This window comes from Streptomyces sp. NP160, assembly GCF_006335115.1.
In the GTDB taxonomy this organism is placed as follows: domain Bacteria; phylum Actinomycetota; class Actinomycetes; order Actinomycetales; family Quadrisphaeraceae; genus Quadrisphaera.
Window position 1 is genome coordinate 1 of the sequence record NZ_VDMJ01000071.1, and the last position, 3,313, is coordinate 3,313.

Consider the following 3,313-nt stretch of genomic DNA (forward strand, 5'->3'; position numbering starts at 1 on the left):
AAACCCACCCACACCCCAGGTAAACCCAGGACACGAACAGGCCAACACCGACCGCAACCGAAACCGGCCACGACCAGAGAATAAAATCTGGCACGAAAAAGACGTCATCTGACATCCAACTCGAGCCAACAAAAGTTGGCATCGACATTCGGCACGCTGTTGAGTTCTCAAGAAACGAACACACACCGATCCCAGACCTCACGGTCGTTCACGGGGCAACTTCCCTACAGTAACCAGGTCCAGCGCCAGGGTCAACACCCTCGGCCGCTCTTCCCGTCCGGAAGCGAGATGAAACATTACCCCCGCCCCACCCCAACACCAAATCGCCCCCCCAACACCACCCTGACCAGCAACAACGCCGAGCTGCCCTCCCGTCGCCTCCCCGGGAGAGGTCGCCGGCGTCATCCGATCGGACGCCCTCCAGCGGCAGACACGCCCGCCCTGTCAGACCACAGCGCCTACAGATGTGGCTGACCCCACAGCCCCACAGCCCCACAGCCCCACAGCCCCACAGCCCCAGACGATGATCCGTTCGTCACGTCGTCGGCGAAGTCACTGGTTGCATTGGCAGCGGTCCGGCGGGGACTCGGCGTCTGGCCTCGGCGGGACTGCGGTCCGGCGGGGACTCGGCGTCTGGCCTCGGCGGGACTGCGGTCCGGCGGGGACTCGGCGTCTGGCCTCGGCGGGACTCGCGCGCTCTGTGCCCAGACTCGGACGAAGATCGCTCGAGTTCGCAGCTGCGAGAGACGCCACCTCGGCCTGGCGATCGGCAGGCCGTCGGACACCAGACCTGACACGTGGACGTCCACCGCTGCCGCCGGAGCACCAGCCCTGCGTCGAGGGACGAGGCGTCACGGTGGGGACCGAGCGCCCGCGCTAGAGAAGTGCGGCCCCGCGCCCACCAACGTCTGTGCGGCGGCCTTCCTCGGGGGTCGAGCGACGGATGCCACTGCTGTGTGCCGGCGACGGGTCGGAAGCAGGGACGTCGGTACTGCACCACCAAGTTCCCAGCCGGTCGCTCGGCGTTGTTGAACCGCGACGGAGAGGAGCCACACAGAGGGGTCTGCAGCTCGCCTCCTGGTGCCACCTGCCTCCAGGTGCCACCTGCCTCCCGGTGCCACCGATCAGCGGACGCTTGCCCGATCAGCGGCACATCCCTCCAGCTCGAGGGTCAGGAGATCGCCCGGAGCACTAGTACTGCAGCCGTAGATCATTTCGCCGGCGGGACCTGGCCCCTCGCGGCGTAGTGGCTGGTCCTGGCCCTGCCCTGGTGCCGGCGCCGCCAGTAGGACCACGCCTCGACGAAGGTGACTTCCACAGCGCGCCGCGCAGCGGCGGCGACCAGCCGGCGGATCTCCGCGCACGTCAGTGGAATCAGTTCCTCGCGCCGAGCCACCTCGCGGTCGCGCTCCCGGGCGGTCAGCGTCGCGATCGCCAACACCGCGTGGGCCGCCATCACCAGCAACGTCCACCGCCGCCAGGAGGTCCACCGACGCACCTGGTGCTCATCCAGCCCCGTCAAGCCCTTGGACGCCTGGAAGGACTCCTCGATCGCCCACCGCCGACCCGCCACCGCCACCAACGCCGCCAGCGACACCGGGCGGCCCGCGAAAGCCAGGTAGTACGCCATCTCGCCGGTCTTGAGGTTGCGGCGCACCAGCAGCCACCACCGATGCCCGCGCTGGCGTGCTCGTGCCTGGGTGCGCTCCAGCATCGCCGCCCACGACGCCGAGTGCGTCGGCCGCCCCTGCTTCCCTCCGACCCGCGGGGCGGAGTTGGGGCGCTCGACGATGCGCGGGTGCAGGTCGACCTGGGCCCACTCGTACTCACGCTGCCCGTGCGCCCCGGCCCCTGCTGAACGTCGTTGCCAGGACCGCTTGGGCAGGTCAGCAGCGACCCGTGAGGCGGGCCGGGAGGTCGTCGCGGTGATCGGCAGCTTCCGCGTGGTGGAGATCGCCAGCACGTACCCCAACCCCTGCTCGCCGTCGGCGACACGCGCCTCGGACAGGGCTTCCAGGCGCCGCGCGAGCTTCGGGTCGCCCCCGTAGGCCTCATCAGCCGTCACCCACGAGGCCGGCAGTCCGCCCGCCAGGGCCCGTTCGACCATGTCGCCCAGCAGCGTCGGCTTGGTGGCGAAGCCGACGTCGCCGGGAACGCCGGCCCGCTCGCAGCGGGCTGGATCGTCAGTCCAGGACGCAGGCAGGTACACCTCTCGGTCGATCAGGGCGTGACCGCGACCGGTCGCGTAGGCCAGGTACACCGCCAGCTGACAGTTCTCCGTCCGCCCTGCCGTACCGGAGTACTGGCGCTGCACCCCGACGGTGGCCGTGCCCTTCTTCAGGTCCCCGGTCTCATCCCCGATGAGGACCGCGTCGGGATCGGCCAGGTAGTCCCCGATGAAGCCGGCCAGCTCCCGACGGGCCGCGTCCTGGTCGAAGCTCGCCCGGTTCAGCAGGTGCTGGACCCCGTGGGGGTCGCCTTCGCCGGCGTGCTCGGCGATGGTCCAGGCGTTCTTGGTCGGCAGGTCAGCAGCGAGTGCGGCGATGACCTTCGGGATCCGCTCACGGGTCTCGGGTCGCGTGGCGTGGGAGGCGATACGCCCACCGAGGTCGTCCAGGTGCCGCTCGAAGGCGGCCACTCCTACGCTGGCCATGCGGCCGTCGCGTTCTTGTCAGTAGTCCACACACCTACCGATGCTGGCGCGGCGGCCGTTCCTGCTGGTCACCAGGGCCCACGCTCAGTAACGATCTACGGCTGCAGTACTAGGCCCTCCACACACGACAGCTGCGCTCCCTGTAGCCGGGGCTCACTGACGGGTCTCTTCACCGCACCGAGATGATCGGGGGAAGTGCGGGGCCAGGACGGTGGCCTCGCGCACGACGTCGTCCCCGAAGACTTCTGACGAGCCGGCTGCAGCGCCGGCTGCAGCCCCTCTTCGTCCAGGTGGACCCTCGACCCCGGCGTCCGCTACCGGCGTCGTCCCTGTGTGACGTCGGTGGCCACTCCGCCATGAGCAGTGCGTGGCGGTCCCGGCCAGCACCCCGGCGATCCGTGCGCCACTCGCCGTGCGGGTCAACGGCTGAAGGAGCGTGCACGGACCCATGGGTCCACAACCGGCGCCAGGCAGCCTCACCGAGGGTCAGCCCGTGGACCACTCGAGCAGTCGCGCCGTTCAGAAGCCGGCGCCAGAAGCACACACCACGGACCGGGTACCGCGGCTCCAGCCAGGCGCGGTGAGCCGCCGTCTTGGAACAGTCCGCCCGTGACCCACGACAGCGAGATGTACAGGCTTCTGGGGACGCGGAAAGGGGCT

The 3,313-nt window shown here is 69.6% G+C and carries 1 protein-coding gene; it reads right to left on the reverse strand.

Annotated elements, in window-relative coordinates; all coding sequences use genetic code 11:
- Positions 1–1,210 precede the first annotated feature (1,210 nt).
- Positions 1,211–2,653: an IS701 family transposase gene (locus tag FHN55_RS21925; RefSeq protein WP_139714535.1), complete on the reverse strand. Its 1,443-nt coding sequence runs from the start codon at positions 2,651–2,653 to the stop codon at positions 1,211–1,213.
- Positions 2,654–3,313: the final 660 nt, after the last annotated feature.